The 14,643-nt window shown below is 60.6% G+C and carries 14 protein-coding genes; 4 read left to right on the top strand and 10 right to left on the bottom strand.

Going from position 1 to position 14,643, the window contains the following annotated elements; all coding sequences use genetic code 11:
- Positions 1 to 5: 5 nt before the first annotated feature.
- Positions 6 to 1,496, bottom strand: a complete 1,491-nt coding sequence (locus tag CPA56_RS01210) for a carbohydrate porin (RefSeq protein ID WP_182040228.1) — start codon at positions 1,494 to 1,496, stop codon at positions 6 to 8.
- Between the two features lie 314 nt (positions 1,497 to 1,810).
- Here CPA56_RS01210 and CPA56_RS01205 point away from each other — a divergent pair, with 314 nt between their 5' ends.
- Positions 1,811 to 2,239: an EamA family transporter gene (locus CPA56_RS01205; RefSeq protein WP_182040227.1), complete on the top strand. Its 429-nt coding sequence runs from the start codon at positions 1,811 to 1,813 to the stop codon at positions 2,237 to 2,239.
- A 112-nt stretch (positions 2,240 to 2,351) separates the two neighbouring features.
- Here the strand turns inward: CPA56_RS01205 and CPA56_RS01200 are convergent, their stop codons facing one another.
- The 7 genes from CPA56_RS01200 to CPA56_RS01175 form a co-directional block, all read right to left on the bottom strand.
- The gene (locus CPA56_RS01200; RefSeq protein WP_182040226.1) at positions 2,352 to 3,767 is read right to left on the bottom strand and encodes an amino acid permease; all 1,416 of its coding nucleotides are present in this window, start codon (positions 3,765 to 3,767) and stop codon (positions 2,352 to 2,354) included.
- Between the two features lie 136 nt (positions 3,768 to 3,903).
- The gene (locus tag CPA56_RS01195) at positions 3,904 to 5,433 is read right to left on the bottom strand and encodes an alginate export family protein (RefSeq protein ID WP_229707256.1); all 1,530 of its coding nucleotides are present in this window, start codon (positions 5,431 to 5,433) and stop codon (positions 3,904 to 3,906) included.
- 254 nt (positions 5,434 to 5,687) lie between these two features.
- Positions 5,688 to 7,136, bottom strand: coding sequence for an alginate export family protein (locus tag CPA56_RS01190; RefSeq protein WP_326831278.1), 1,449 nt, complete (start codon positions 7,134 to 7,136; stop codon positions 5,688 to 5,690).
- A 659-nt stretch (positions 7,137 to 7,795) separates the two neighbouring features.
- Positions 7,796 to 7,918 carry a hypothetical protein gene (locus CPA56_RS09515; protein ID WP_268235070.1) on the bottom strand — a complete coding sequence of 41 codons (123 nt, stop codon included), beginning with the start codon at positions 7,916 to 7,918 and terminating at the stop codon, positions 7,796 to 7,798.
- Positions 7,915 to 8,316, bottom strand: a complete 402-nt coding sequence (locus CPA56_RS01185; protein ID WP_182040225.1) for a hypothetical protein — start codon at positions 8,314 to 8,316, stop codon at positions 7,915 to 7,917. The genes CPA56_RS09515 and CPA56_RS01185 overlap by 4 nt, the downstream gene beginning before the upstream one ends.
- Positions 8,317 to 8,540: 224 nt before the next feature.
- Positions 8,541 to 9,809 carry a glutamate-5-semialdehyde dehydrogenase gene (locus CPA56_RS01180; protein WP_182040563.1) on the bottom strand — a complete coding sequence of 423 codons (1,269 nt, stop codon included), beginning with the start codon at positions 9,807 to 9,809 and terminating at the stop codon, positions 8,541 to 8,543.
- Positions 9,810 to 9,944: 135 nt separating this feature from the next.
- Positions 9,945 to 10,397, bottom strand: coding sequence for an Lrp/AsnC family transcriptional regulator (locus tag CPA56_RS01175; RefSeq protein WP_182040224.1), 453 nt, complete (start codon positions 10,395 to 10,397; stop codon positions 9,945 to 9,947).
- A gap of 107 nt (positions 10,398 to 10,504) precedes the next feature.
- Between CPA56_RS01175 and CPA56_RS01170 the strand changes: the two genes are divergently transcribed.
- Together CPA56_RS01170 and CPA56_RS01165 are read left to right on the top strand one after the other, a co-directional pair.
- Positions 10,505 to 11,128, top strand: coding sequence for a LysE family translocator (locus CPA56_RS01170; protein WP_182040223.1), 624 nt, complete (start codon positions 10,505 to 10,507; stop codon positions 11,126 to 11,128).
- Positions 11,129 to 11,193: 65 nt separating this feature from the next.
- Complete coding sequence (locus CPA56_RS01165; protein ID WP_182040222.1) at positions 11,194 to 12,399, top strand: multidrug effflux MFS transporter; 1,206 nt, start codon at positions 11,194 to 11,196, stop codon at positions 12,397 to 12,399.
- Between the two features lie 15 nt (positions 12,400 to 12,414).
- Here the strand turns inward: CPA56_RS01165 and CPA56_RS01160 are convergent, their stop codons facing one another.
- Both CPA56_RS01160 and CPA56_RS01155 read right to left on the bottom strand, forming a co-directional pair.
- On the bottom strand, positions 12,415 to 13,074 hold the full coding sequence (locus tag CPA56_RS01160) for an invasion associated locus B family protein (RefSeq protein ID WP_182040221.1): 660 nt from the start codon (positions 13,072 to 13,074) through the stop codon (positions 12,415 to 12,417).
- Positions 13,075 to 13,214: 140 nt separating this feature from the next.
- Positions 13,215 to 13,754 carry an HdeD family acid-resistance protein gene (locus tag CPA56_RS01155; RefSeq protein WP_182040220.1) on the bottom strand — a complete coding sequence of 180 codons (540 nt, stop codon included), beginning with the start codon at positions 13,752 to 13,754 and terminating at the stop codon, positions 13,215 to 13,217.
- A 183-nt stretch (positions 13,755 to 13,937) separates the two neighbouring features.
- On the opposite strand from CPA56_RS01155, the gene CPA56_RS01150 reads away from it, so the two are divergent.
- Positions 13,938 to 14,630 carry a 2,3-bisphosphoglycerate-dependent phosphoglycerate mutase gene (locus CPA56_RS01150; protein ID WP_182040219.1) on the top strand — a complete coding sequence of 231 codons (693 nt, stop codon included), beginning with the start codon at positions 13,938 to 13,940 and terminating at the stop codon, positions 14,628 to 14,630.
- Positions 14,631 to 14,643 lie beyond the last annotated feature (13 nt).

The raw sequence follows: 14,643 nt of genomic DNA, 5'->3' as shown, positions 1-14,643 counted from the left end.
ACCTCCTACAGGGCAATGATCGCACGCAGACCAAGGACGGCAATGTCCTTCACGCGCCTGTCAGGGTGGAGGGTGTTCGACACCCCACCTGACGGATTGAAAATGTACTGGAAGTCCGGCTGGAGCTGGAGCCAGCCTGTCATCTGGCACTGATACATCAGCTCCATGTAGGTCTCCCCGCTCTGGGACGGCATGTAGCTCCCGTTGTAGAACCGGGTCGCCCTGTCAAATTTGGCCAGTGCCTTGCTGAAATGCGTGTAGCCCATGGCAAGCCCCAGCGTGTCATCCTGCCGGTATGGCAGCGGGTCCTTGAACGTGAAGCCGAAATTCAGGCTGAAATCATTGGGCGCACGGTCGGACTGCGGCGTCCCCATCGCCCGGCCAAAGACATTGAATGTCCGGTTGGGATCGTAATGGCTGTGCCACAGCATCTGGTCCACCACCGCATACAGGCTGAAAAGGCCACGGTGACGGCGGGCCATGCCACTGCTGGCCGGAGACGCAAGCGGCACGTGCATGTTGTCCCAGTACTGGTCCGCAAAAGGCTCGGAATCATACCAGGCCCCGATGCGATAGACCCGTGAGAGCGCATCGGCCTGATCCGGCGAGACCATGGCCCCCAGGGCAGGATAGACATACTGGAACTCCATAAGAGCCAGCACGCCCCGGTTCAGCACGAAACTCGTCCCGGACGGATTGCTCTTCTGGGCATCCACACTGACATTGTGAGCAGGACTGCCACTGAACACGCCAGCCTGCACATATAATGGTGTGGCCATCCAGTATTTCGCCCTCACCCCCAGCGAGGAGAGCGGATAGGCCGGTCCGCCACCGGGCATGTCCGCCGAAGGTACCATGGGCCAGCCGAACATGGTGTTGGCAAACACGAGCGCATTGCTGCTCACCATCCATTCCTGGTCCAGGCTCTGCTGGCCGATCTTTATGTCCAGGGCCTGCTGGTCCAGAAATTTCTGGTCAAACCACATTTCCCACAGGCGGGTGGAACGGTCTGCCTCGATCCCGCTGATTGTCTGGGCCACCTGAAGATTGTCGTCACTGAGGCTGCGTCCATGTATCTGTTCCATGTTGACCTGAAAGGTGCCGCCATACCAGCCAAAGGCCCGCTGCGTATTCAGCTGGAGCACCGCAACGGTCAGGCCGTCATAGGCGGCTCCCCGCCGTGTTCCCCCCGTGACATTGCCGAAAATTTCCGACGTTTCCTGAAGGGCGAAGACCAGTCCTGCCTTCCCCAGTGCCGTCCGCAGGCCCCACATGCTGCCGAGCAGATTGGAATCCCGTTTCCAGTTTGACAGGAAACCGAAAGGTCCGTCCGCACTCTCATCACCAGCCGCTGCGGCGTTGCCCAGATTGACCACGGGGGCACGGGCCTGGGCCGTGCTGGCAACCACAAGGGACATGACACCAGCCACCGCCACCCCTGCCGCACAGTGATACGACCGGATGAACAGTCTTCTGAAGAAAGTATGAACGGACATGACGGCTCTGCCAACTGTTAGTGATTCTTATTATTAATATAGGCAAAACCTTCCCTTTCAATTAAAAATTGATTCTCATTCTCAACTAGTGTCCGGAGTATCTCCCACCAGTCCAGCCTCCTGCAGGAAGGACCAGCCTCATGTGAAAGAAGACAGTGACCTTCTGGCGTCAGCCATCAGACTGATGGAGGCAACCTCCTGACCCCGCCCGCAGGATTGCCTTTCTTCTCTCCGCCGATCATGATCGGCCGGTAACCTTCCCCCAGCCCATCATCCCAAACAGCCCCTCCATATCATCGGGAAAACACGCCACCATGCTCTCAACCTCATGGATTTTCTGGGCTCTGCTTTCAGCCGGTTTTGCCGCACTGACGGCCCTGTGCGCCAAGATCGGCGTCAGCAGCATTGACTCCGACCTGGCCACCTTCATCCGTACACTGGTCATACTCGGCGTTCTGGGGATCATGCTGCTGGCGACAGGAAAGTTCCATGCAACAGGAGGTTTCAGCCAGCGGGCCTGCCTGTTCCTTCTGCTTTCCGGTCTGGCAACGGGAGCCTCATGGCTCTGCTATTTCCGTGCCCTCAAGCTGGGAGATGCCGCCCGTGTGGCTCCCCTCGACAAGCTGAGCGTCGTCTTCGTGGCCGTGCTCGGTGTCACCGTCCTCGGGGAACACCTCTCCCTCAAGGGCTGGCTGGGCATCCTGTGCATCGGGCTGGGGGCCATTCTGGTCTCCCTCGGCTGAGACACGCTTCCGGCCCCTGACCATAAAAAAAGAATGGACCCACCAGAGGTGGATCCATTCTTCCGTAAGTCATCCCACAGTGAGGAGAGACAGGCCCTCCTCCCCGCCGGGATTACTCGCCGTCCTTTTCCGTTTCTTCTTCCGCCGCAGCCGGCTCTTCCGTCGTCACGGGAGCCAGACGGCTGGCGAAGTTGCAGGCCATCAGGTAGCAGACAACCGCCGTACCGAGAGAGGCGAAAGCCGTATCACGCTCACCCGGATTGATCAGCATGGCCACGAACACCAGGATGATGGCACCCAGGCACAGGAGGCTGAGATACGGGAAAAGCGGCAGTGTGAAGTGCTTGCTCGTCCCTGCCCGTTTGCTCCGGCGGCGCAGCACGAGGTACGTCGTGGAGATCAGGGCGTAGGTCAGCAGGATAAGCCCGCCACTGCAGTTCAGCAGGAAGCCGAAGATCTCGCTCGGGGCAAAGATGGAGGAGAAGGCCACGAGCAGACCGGCCACGGAGCTGATCGTGATGGCCATGCGGGGGGCCTTGTCCGGAGATGTCCGCACGAGGAAGGCCGGGGCGTCACCCTGGATGGCCAGCTCCGTCAGGATGCGGGACGTGATGTACATGCTGGAGTTCAGGCAGGACAGCACGGCACTGAGAATGGCGATCTGCATGATCAGTGCAGCACCCGGCACGCCCATGATCTTCAGCACGGCCACGAAGGGGGACTTGCCCGGATACAGGCTCCACCACGGCACGATCATCGTGATCAGGCAGATGGAGGAGACGTAGAACATCATGATGCGCAGGCCAAGCGTCCGTGTCACGCGGGAGACATTCTGCCCCGGGTCGGAGGTCTCAGATGCGGCCACGGTGGAGATCTCGGACCCCATCATGGTGAAGAGCACGGTCGGCACCAGAGCCAGCAACGGCACGATGCCGTTGGGGAACAGACCACGACGGCCGAACAGGTTGTGGTGGACAGGAACCCCGCCCCCGAACACGTGCAGGACATACAGCAGTGCCAGCAGGATGAAGGCCACGATGGTGAAGACCTTGACGCTGGACAGCCAGAACTCGCACTCACCGAAGACCTTCGGTGCAAAGAAGTTCACGAGCTTCATGCTGATGATGAGGATGACCGACAGCAGCCAGACCGGCAGATGGATCCAGTCCCGCAGCATCATGGCACCGGCGATGGCCTCGGAGCCGATGACGACCACCCAGAAGAACCAGTACAGCCAGCCGGAGGCGAAGCCGATCCTGTCACCGTGGGCCAGACGGATATACTCCACGAAGGAGCCACGTCCGGGGTCGCTGACGACGATCTCGCCAAGCATCCGCATGATCCCCATGATCAGGAATCCGACGGCCACGAAAACAAACGCAATACCCGGCCCGGCCTTGGCGATAGCAGCACTGCTACCTACAAACAGTCCAGCGCCGATCACGCCGCCAAGGGCGATCATCGCAATATGACGACTCGATAGTCCTTTATCTTCGGACTGAGCCTGATCAGTGGTGGGTTCCGTCATGAAAAGGTCCTTATGCATTTTGCGCTATGCAGGGCGTCCCTCCGGGACAGACGAACGCTCTGCTAAGTCATTCCCATTTTGTAACATCTACTGACAAAATGGAAGTCGGAACAGAATAAAAGCCCCGGTGGCTCCCTCAGAAGTGCCGGTAGAAATACAGTTCCAGCACGCCCGCCGTCTTGTGGACGGGCGGCACGGCCATGCCCCCCGGGACCCCCGCCCGTGCCATCGCCTTGCCCGCAGGCCCTGCGAAGGCGGCCCCGCCGGTAATCGCACCTGACGTGTTGGCATCAAATGTATACTCGGCGGAGAAGTCAAGCTCGTCGGAGATGTGGCTTCCCACATTGCTCGCAAGGCCCGAGCCTGAGGGATAGAGGCAGGACAGGTCATAGAAGTGAAGCCCCAGCTTCAGCTCATCCCCCCTGCGCAGCAGATGGACAGAAGGAACGCCCGTCAGGTCAACCTGATGGATCTCCATGTTGGACAGAGGAGCCAGATACATGCCCGTAATCTCTCCCGGCCAGTAGCCACCATAAGTATAACGGCGTCCGTCATAAAGAAAATATGTGTCGTAATTGTGCTTGGTACGGCTCTGCGGATTCTTTCCTCCACTAAAGCGTGTGTACCGGTAGAAGACATGGGGCTTCCAGGGCAGTGTGGTGAATGTATAGCCCGGCTCTATGTAAGTCGCATACGCACTTACACCCTTGTAACCATTGCCCGCATGGCTGTTCTGCTCCGAGACGAACGTGCCATAAAGGGTGAAGTTTTTCGATATGCCCAGTGCCCTGACAGGAACGAACGTCCCGCCCCAGCTCAGCTGGGTGACGTTCATGCCCTGCCGGTCCCCACGGTTGGCGTAGTCATAGGCCGAACCGATGTTCGCCTTCCGCACATGGAAATAGGTCAGCGTGACATAGGCCGCCCTGTCCTCATAGACGGAGCCGCCATCCCCACCCGGCTTGCTGCGGAACCATGTGACGTCGAACCCTTCAAACTTCGTCTCCGGGCGGTCATTGTTGCGGGTCTGCTTGTTGTTGGTGTTGTTCTCCAGCATGAAGACGTCCGCCCGCAGCTTCTTGCCCTGATACTTGATGACACCAGGGCCGGAGAAAGCGAAACGGGGGGCATACCACCAGGCTCCACGATCCCCGGAACTGTAGGCACCCTTCCCCATCAGGAAGCCGTCATCAATCTGGAACTTCTGCCGTCCCCCCTCGATGATCAGCTTCCGCTCCTTGCTGAAGGGCAGGTCTATGCCCAGATTGGCCTCCTCGAGGGTGACCGCGCGGGGAGTCCGCGTGGTCTGGGAAATGCTCTCGGCATCACCATCCCCCAGTGTCGTGGAGCCGACAGCCGAAGCCAGCCCGAACACGCTGAACCCCCACGGGGTCTTCCACTGTCCGGCAAGGATGGGCTTGCCGTACAGCTCCGCATAGGTCGTGTCCTTGATGAGAGCATAGCCACCCGTACGCCGCTCACGATAGGAGCCTGTGCCGAAGTTGGTATTCGGCAGAAAAAATGCATCTCCTCCAATATCCAGAGAGGCCTTGATCGAAACATTCCGGGTGGCGACAAGTGTCTGGTCAGCATAAGCGTCAGAAACAGCATAGACGTTGCCCAAGGCGGTCAACGAAACAAGAAGTTTCCGCAGTGTTGAGGACATATGAAAAACCTTTTGGGAATGTTCTTCACCATTCTATTACAGAATAACATTCACATGTCCATATCTGGACTTTTCATGTTATCAATATCATCTATTATTTGTAATTTATATATAGACTGTTCTTGGTTTTTATTTCCGGAAATCCGTCACCCGCCATCACGCCCGGACTGGCAGTTTATGACCCTTTCTGGCGCATGGACCGCCCCCACTGCCGGGACCGTGCAGCCGCCTGGAAGAAACCATGAAAAAAAATTTCAGAAATGTTTATAGAAGTACACTTCCATCACGCCGGACGCCCCATGAACGGGCGGAATGACCTGTCCGTCCGGCACGCCAGCCTTTGCCAGTGCCCGCCCTGCCGGACCGGAAAAAGCCGCCCCGGCCGCAATTGCCCCGGATGTGTTGGCATCAAACGCATATTCGGCGGAAATGTTGACCTCATCGGACATGTGCCGCTTCGTTCCGGCAGGCAGGCCCGCCCCCGTGGGATAGAGATAGGCCAGGTCGTAGAAATGCAGCCCCAGCTTCAGCTCGTCATCCTTCTTAAGGAGATGGACGGGCGGAACGGCCGTGATGTCAAACTGATGGACCTCCATGTTGGACAGCGGTGACATGTTGTTCCCCACGATCTCGCCAGGCCAGTATCCACCATAAGTATAACGGGCACCGTCGTAGAGAAAGAACGTGTCGTAATTGTGCTTCGTCCGGCTGTGAAGGTCCCGCCCCCCGCTGAAGCGGGTGTACCGGTAGAAGACATGAGGCCGCCACGGAACACGGGAGAAAGTATAGCCCGGCTCCACATAAACGGCGTAGGCACTGACACCCTTATAGCCATTGCCCGCATGACTGTTCTGCTCGGAAACGAAGTTGCCATAGAAGGTGATGTTCTTCGTGAAGGGATGTCTCTTCATCGCAAAGAGCGTGCCTCCCCAGCTCAGGGCCGTCACGCTCATGCCCTGCCGGTCCGCCCTGTTGGAATAATCGTAGGCCGCTCCCTTGTCGGCATGACGGACGTAGAAATAGGTCAGCGTGACATAGGCCGCCCGGTCCCCGTAGGACGACCCGCCATCTCCATCCGGACGACTGTGGAAAAGCGTCACGTCAAACCCGACAAACTTCGTTTCCGGCTTGTCATTGCCATAGGTCTGCCGGTTGTTGCTGTTGTTCTCCAGCATGAACACGTCGGACCGGATGGATGTTCCCTCATACTTGATGACCCCCGGCCCGGAGAAGGCAAACCGGGGCGCATACCACCAGGCCCCACGCTCCCCGGAGCTGTAGGCCCCCTTCCCCATGAGGAAGCCATCGTCAATCTGGAATTTCTGCCGCCCTCCTGCGATGATCAGGCGTCTTTTCTCGCTGAAGGGAATTTTCACGCCCAGATTGGCGTCCTCAAGATTCACCTGCCGGGGCGTGCCGGAGGTCTGGCTCACGCTCTCCGCATCGCCATCACCCAGCGTCGTGGACCCAATGGCCGACACCAGCCCGAACACCGAGAAACCCCACGGGGTCTTCCATCTCCCTGAAAGCATGGGCTGGCCATACAGCTCGCCAAGGCCAACATTTTTCGTACGTGTATAGTAACCCGCCTTGTGCGGCGCATAGGACCCCGTACCAAAATTGGCATTCGGGAAATAAAACGCATCCCCCCCGATATCGAGGGCGGCATTCAGGGTGATATCCTTGCGGGAAAACAGGGTCACATCCGCAGATGCTTCAGAAGCGGCAAAAACACCAGCCGACATTGCAGCCGTACAAAGCAGTTTCCGCACCCTTGCCGCCATGACCATCCTTATTCTCAGGCTGTTCTGGCGGCTTATTACCTCATGTCCGACGCATAATCCAGAAAATGTTACGGTCTCGGAAAAAGTCTCGGGAGAGCCTGTGCCTCGTCTTCTCCACAGGCAGCCCGGCTTCCCTCAGCCCGGCACGCCGTCACCGCCGGTGATGCCCCAGACCTGCCCGGTCACGTAGCTGCTCTCCTGAGAGGCCAGGGTGACATAGACCGGTGCAATCTCCACCGGGCTGTCCGGGACGGTGATAGAGCGTCTCCTCCCCGAAATGCTGCACGACGGACTGCGGCCGGGCACCACAGACCTGCAACGGTGTCCAGAACGGCCCCGGAGCCACGACATTGACCCGGATGCCCTAGGGCAGGAGCTGCCGGGCCAGACTGTGCGTCATGTTGGCAATTCCGGCCTTCGTCATGGCGTAATCGACAAGGATGAAGTTCGGCTAACAGACACTGCGGGAGGCCGTGTTGATGATCGCGCCGCCCTTCGGCATATGCGGCACGGCCGCCCTGACAAGCCAGAACACAGCCGAACCCCCTAATGCTCCTCCCCACAATCCGAACGGGGCGTCACCTGACTCTGAAGGCCCGGCCATTTCTGAGGCTGCTGGGGAAAAGCGGGGCCGGATAACGGGTCACCGGGTCCAGCAGACTGGGAACGAGATGATGCCAGTGTTCACACAGGAACTTCATGACTTCCTTCGTGACCACAGCCTCCGAAGAAAGAAGGCGACGCCCTCGACCAGAAGAACAAGAAGGACGATGCCAACCACTTCGACAATCCCTCCCATTATCAGGAACTTCTTGACGACCTTCTCAGTAGGATGACAGGCAACCTGTACGTCCGAGAGATTCAGCTTGGACGTACAGACCATGACTGTCTCGCTACCCTTGGGCATGGTCATGGTAATGGTGGCAGGAATGGAGACGGGAGCAGCTTCAGCAGCTACAGGAGTGGCAAGAAGCAGACCAATGACAAGAACCGCCACACCGAAGAAAAACGTCCGCCTGCCCACGGATGACACGCCCCCGCCTTCATGGCTGGCAGCGATCTCACCTGACCGGGTCGTATCCATCTCATCTCGGGACATGGGGCCTCTCCTGTTCAACAGCTCTACCTGATGAAGACTACCTTCTGCGAATATCGGCCATCACGTCAAGCTGTTTCAGTTCAGCAGCTCTTCCTGATGAAAACCACCTTCTGCCCCACCGCCCTCCCGGAGCGCATCAGGCGGTTTCACGTCACGATCCGTTTACGTGACCATGCACGGTCCGTTCCGGTTCAGAAATGGTCTGGAAGGGACATCCCGATCCGTCAAGGGCGCAGCTGCCCTGTTCCGTGCACCTCATAACGCCATGTCATGAGCTGGGCTGGACCAACCGGGCCACGGGGCGGCAGTCGGCCTGACATGATGCCGATTTCCCCGCCCAGTCCGAACTCGCCACCGTCACTGAACTGCGTCGAAGTGTTCCACATCACGATGGCACTGGGGACACGCTGCATGAAATACTGCGCCACGGCCTCATCTTCCGTCAGGATCGCCTCCGTATGACGGGACGAGAAGCGGACGACATGCGCCAGGGCCGCATCCACCCCTTCCACGACGGAAATGTTCAGGACCCGGTCCAGCCATTCCGTGGCAAAATCTTCCTCCGTGGCAGCGGGCAGTTCTGGCAGGATGCTGCGGGCGGCCTCATCAGCCCGGAAGGTGCAGCCCTCCGCTGCCAAATCGGCCACAATCTGCGGCAGGAGACCCGGAGCGATGGCAGCGTCGATCAGGAGCGTTTCCGTGGCCCCACAGATGCCGGGACGGCGCAGCCTGGCATTGCGCACGACCTTCCGGGCCAGCTCATGATCCGCCGCCGCATGAACGTAGCTGTGGCACAGCCCCGCCGCATGGGCCAGAACCGGCATCCGTGCCTCGGCCTGCACACGCTCCACCAGCGTACGCCCGCCACGGACCACGGTCACGTCGATCAGCCCTGCCGCACGGAGCATGTCCCCCAAATGCTCCGGCCCGGCATCCGGCACCATGAGCACGGCATCCTCCGGCAGGCCAGCACGAGCCAGCCCCTGCTGGATCACATGATGCAGGGCCTGCGTGCTGTGAAAACTCTCCGGCCCGCCCCGCAGAAGCAGGGCATTGCCGGACCGGATGGCCAGAGTGGCCGCATCCACCCCGACGGTGGGCCGCCCCTCATGGATCATGCCCAGCACGCCAAGTGGCGTGGCCACACGGCGCAGCTTCAGGCCATTCGGCTGCTGCCATGCGGCCAGAACCTGCCCGACCGGGTCTTCCATGCCCGCAAGGGCGTCCACGCTGCGGGCCACACCCTCAAGCCGTTCCGCCGTCAGGGTCAGCCGTTCCTGAAAGAACGGGCTGAGACTGGCCTGCTCAAGGTCCCGGCGATTGGCAGCCAGCAGGGCCTCCGTTCCATCCCGCAGGCCTGCGGCCACATGGCGCAGTGCCGCCGTCCGCTGCCCTGCCGGACATACGGCCAGAATCCCGGATGCCTCACGGGCACGCCGTGCCAGCGCATGCATGGGCGGGACGTGAGCGTCCGTCTGCGTTCCTGTCGGCATGGGGCTTTCTCCTCCATCTCCACCGGCCCGGCCTCCCGCTGCCGGATGATCCGCACCATCCATCACCAGCCCCATCGTGCCGATCTGGAACGGCATGGCAAGGTCACCCCGGCAGAAACCCGCTCCTGACCTTTCCTACAGGGGGAACATCCTGTCCCGCACGACATCCTTCATGATGAGGGTGGAGGTAAGCCGCTGCACACCCGGGAGGGCCGTCAGCCGGTCATCATACAGCTGCTGATAGGCGGGCAGATCTTTCGTCATGACTTCCGGCATGAAATCGGGGTCTCCGAAAAGCCGTCTTGCCTCCGTGATCTCGGAGATGGCGATGACGGCTTCCTCGAACGCCCGCAGCACGCTCTGGGTGATGTCCCGGAACGTCACGAACACGAGCGAGGAGAATTCCAGCCCCACGCTCGCCGGGTTGATCTGCGCCCTGTAGGCCCTGATGGCCCCGCTGGTCTCCAAAGCCCGGACACGCCTGTGACAGGGCGACAGGCTGAGGCCGACACGCTCGGCCAGCTCCGTGACGCTCAGCCGACCATCCTTCTGAAGTTCAGCAAGAATCTTCCTGTCAAGCGCATCCATTCCACATTTCCTTCCATCTTTCCCTCATCAGGCAGGATGATTTGCAAGATATTCCCGCAGCCGAAAGTCTATCGTCTCTTCCGTCATCCGCAAGAACGAGAATTGCCATGCCCTTCAGCCTGCTGTCCGCCTTCTGGCTTGTTTCCTTCCTCTTCATCATGTCTCCGGGCATGGACTGGGCCTATGCCATCACCGCAGGCAGCACGGGCCGCCGTGTCGTGCCTGCCGTCAGCGGCATGGTTCTGGGGCACGGCCTCATCATCCTTCTGGCTGCCGCAGGCCTCGGGTCACTCATCAGGACGACCCCTTTTGCCCTGCCCGCCATCACCATCTGCGGTGCACTCTACCTGCTCTGGCTGGGGATCGGGCAGCTCCGGGCAGAGGCGGCGCTGCCCGGTGCGATGCAGGCCGCTTCCGGTCCGTCCCTGCACTGGCTGGCCAGGGGCGTCACGGTCAGCCTGTTCAACCCCAAGGTCATGATGATCATAATGGCCATCCTGCCCCAGTTCCTCCGGCCCACCTCCTCACTGGGCACCTGCTGGCAGATCAGCTGTCTTGGCCTCATCCACTGCCTGACCTGCCTGTGCGTCTATCTGGCCGTGGGGTACGGGGCGCACTGGCTTCTCTCCTCACGCCCCAGAATGGCAGGGCTGGTCAGCCGACTTTCGGGATGCTCCATGACAGGCATTGCCCTGCTGCTCCTGGGGGAGACGGTCGCCAGACAGATGTGAAACCCCTCGTGGCTGTGTACCGCCCCTGCTTGACAGGCCGACACCGGCCCCGCATCTCTTGAGGCATGTCCTCCAGCTCCACACAACCGATGGCCGTCCATTCCCTGCGCCTGCTGGGCATCCTCAGCATCCTGATGGGCTTTGCGGCCATCTCCACCGATTTTTACCTGCCAGCCATGCCCACCATGGCACAGGCCCTGCGGGCACCGGGCGGTGAAATGGCCTGGACGATCTCCGGCTATCTGGTGGGGTTCAGTCTCGGCCAGCTCATCTGGGGGCCGGTCAGCGACCATCATGGCCGACGGCTGCCCATTGCCATCGGGCTGGTCCTGTTCACCCTCGGGTCGGCAGGCTGTGCCGCTGCCGGGTCCATCACGACGCTCATCGCCTTCCGCCTTCTTCAGGCCATCGGAGCCTGCGCCAATGTCGTGATCGCCCGGGCCATGGTGCGGGACCTCTACCACGGCCACCGTGCCGCCCAGATGCTCTCCACGCTGATGACCGTCACGGCCATCACGCCTCTGCTGGCCCCGCTGATTGGCGGGCAGATTCTGGCCTTCTGGGGCTGGCGGGCCATTTTCGTCAGTCTGGTCTGCGTGGGCCTCATCATGCTTGGCAGCCTGTTCTTCCTGCCGGAGACCCTGCCAAAGCGGGATGGACGCCCCCACTCCATCCTTCATGCCTTCTCACACTATGCCCACCTCATCCGCCGCCCCCGCCTGCTGGGCTATGCCTGTGTCGGTGGCTGTTACTATGCGGGGACGTTCGCCTACATTTCCGGCTCCCCCTTTGCCTATATCAGCTACCATCATGCCTCCTCCCTGCTCTATGCCCTGCTCTTCGGACTGGGCATCGTGGGCATCATGACGGCCAACATGATCAATGCCCGGCTGGTCCACGCATGGGGCAGCGACAGGCTGCTCGTCATGGGGGTCATCATCAGCGTTCTGGTCTCGCTCTGGCTGGTCGCTGATGTCTGGACTGATTATGGCGGGCTGTGGGGGCTGTTCCTGCCGCTCTTCCTCTATGTCGCCATGGCCGGATTCATCGTGGCCAATTCCCTCTCCGGTGCCCTGCATGATGACCCCACCCATGCGGGCACCGTCTCCGCCATGACGGGAGCCGTCCATTATGGCAGCGGCATCATCGGGTCCGGGCTGGTGGGGCTTCTGGCTGACGCCACACCCCGCCCCATGGCCACGACCATCTGCATGGCCTCGCTGCTCAGCCTCGCCTTCCTGCTGCTCATCCGTGACGGCAGGAAGGGCTGAAGGCCGGTCCGCTTCTTACGGGTTCAGCTCGCCCCGCTCCAGCCAGCCTGCGATCTGCTGCATCCCCGTCTGGACGTCGGAGAGCGGAAACTCATAGGCCCACGTCTCGCCCGTTTTCGTCTTCGCCGTCAGCTGTGCCGTCTTCCCCGAGGACAGGGACTGCACGACACCGGCCGGAAGCTCCTGCTGGGCCATGCAACCCGTCTCGTCACAGGACTGCAAAGGCAGGGACACGGGCGTTCCATGATCCACGACCAGCTGGAGACCGGCCTTCATGTCGAACGGCAGATGAGTCGGCAGGTTCAGGCTGATCTGCCAAGGCTGCTGGGCCAGCGGCTTCCTGACAAGGTCTGGCGTGGCATGAGCTAGCAGGAAGAACCCGCTGTCCATCGTCGTCCCCATCATGTGTTCCAGCTGGATGGTGCAGAACTGCGTCCCCTGTCGGCTTCCCTTGGCCGGATAGGCACAGCCATAACGCCATGGCCCGGCAAAAGCGGAGCGTGCCGTCACCCCCGGATGTTCAGCCGCCATGATCTCCGGCAGGCCACCCCCTTTTTCCGTCACGGCTTCCACGGCCGCCGCCCTGCCATCACCCGGCCCGGCCGCAGACGCTGGTACGGCGGACAGCAGCCCAACTGCCACTGCCATGACGGCATGAGAGGGTCTGAACATCATTTCTTTCTCCTTCCTGCGGGTCTGCCCGCACCGTAACACCAACCCGTCTTCACATCACCAGCAAACCCGGAATGCCCCCATGAAAAAACCCGGCCATCCCTGTGACCGGGTTTCCGCAATCTCTGAAACGGCAGCGGAGCTCAGCCCAGATGCTTCAGCAGGATGCTGCGATGGATCAGGGAGAACCCCCAGAACATGAGGCTGATGGCCACATAATAACCCAGGGCCGCCTGTGCCATGAGCGGATTCATGCAGAACAGGGTCACCCCCAGCACGATGTTGACGATGGCATCCAGAGCCATGAAACTGCGCCCGTAAGGCGAGGCCCCCATCCCGGCCAGTTCCAGCACGCCACGCACGATGAACCATATGGCCACCCAAAGCACCAGCCCGACAGCCGAGCCGACCGGGTTGAAGAAGATCAGGAAAGCCAGAATGACGAAGAACACGCCGAGCAGCCCGTCAAGCATCCGGCGTTCCATGCCCGTCCGGCGGAACACGTCCACCAGGGTACACATCCCCACCACCAGCAGCACCATCGCCATCAGGGCCGTGAGGGAAACGACCGTCAGCACGGGGGCCATGGCCATGAAGATTCCGGTAAGGACGATCAACGCCCCCATGATGATTCCGGAATTACCTTCCCGTTTCAGCAACATTTTCTGCTGGTTATCAATCATGACCTGATCCCTTCCATAATCACCCCTCAAGGCATGACGTAGATTCATCATTCTGACAAGTATCACATGCCATGCATCACGCTGGGAGCGTGGTGGCTTTACTTCGTTCGACATACCCTGCAATCCTGTTTCACAGTGTCTGCGTGGAAAGTGCAGCTACCTGAGAATTAAGAGGGGACCATCATGGCAGGAGCAAGGCTGGTACTGATGCGGCACGGACAAAGTCTGGGCAACGAGGCCAACCTGTTCACGGGATGGAATGACCTGGACCTTTCTGCCTGCGGTCACGAGGAAGCCCGGAGGGCAGGCCGCCTGATGCGGGCGCACGGCCTCCGCTTTGATGCCGCCCACTGTTCCATGCTCAGACGGGCCATCCACACGCTGCACCACTGTCTGGACGGGCTGGACCAGCCTTGGCTGCCGGAACATAAAAGCTGGCGGCTGAATGAACGCCATTACGGTGCCCTGCAGGGGCTGAACAGGGAAGACACCATCGCCCGTTACGGGCAGGAACAGGTGCAGCAGTGGCGGCGAGGTTTTGCGGTCATCCCGCCAGAGGTGGAGCCGGACAGCCCCCACCACCCGGGGAACGATCCCCGCTACGCCATGATCCCAGACGCTGATCTTCCCCGTGCAGAAAGTCTGGCCATGACCCTGGAGCGTGTCCGCCCCTACTGGCAGGACACGCTGCTACCCGACCTGCGGCGGGGCCGTTCCCTGCTCGTCGTCACGCACGGAACCGTCATGCGTGCCCTCATCAGCCATCTGGACGGCCTGTCCCCCGAGGAAACGCAGACGCTGGAAATCCCGACAGGCACGCCTCTGGTTTATGGAGTGAATGAAGCTGGGACGGTGAAGCAGATGGGCCACCTATGACAATCTCAGTAAT

Origin of the sequence: Bombella mellum (assembly GCF_014048465.1) — a bacterium.
In the GTDB taxonomy this organism is placed as follows: domain Bacteria; phylum Pseudomonadota; class Alphaproteobacteria; order Acetobacterales; family Acetobacteraceae; genus Bombella; species Bombella mellum.
The sequence above is the reverse complement of the archived record's forward strand: the minus strand, read 5'-3'. Positions and strand labels throughout refer to the sequence as shown.